The organism is Bradyrhizobium sp. Kon10 (assembly GCF_055807395.1).
Genome location: NZ_JBVVOZ010000400.1, coordinates 1 through 237, shown reverse-complemented (window position 1 = coordinate 237; position 237 = coordinate 1). Strand labels below are relative to the sequence as shown.

Sequence of the window (237 nt, the reverse complement as noted above, 5' to 3'; positions counted from 1 at the left end):
CCTGGTCAACCGTAACCGGCTCGGACGAGACGTGTTCGCCCGCGGCATGCCGGAAATGGTCATGGTCGAGAACCGCAACGCCTATTCGGCCTCGCTCTACGATCTGCTGACCGCCTATGCGGCGCAACGCCAGAAGCAGGCGATCACCAATGTGACGATCGCCAGGCGCGGTGTGTGGTCGCTCAAGGATGCACGCGACATCCTCAACAGGCTGATCGGCACGCTTGCCGACTGGAC

At 62.9% G+C, this 237-nt stretch carries 1 pseudogene; it reads left to right on the top strand.

Going from position 1 to position 237, the window contains the following annotated elements:
• Positions 1-237, top strand: a pseudogene (locus AC0L2O_RS37520) (segregation/condensation protein A); the annotation flags it as partial.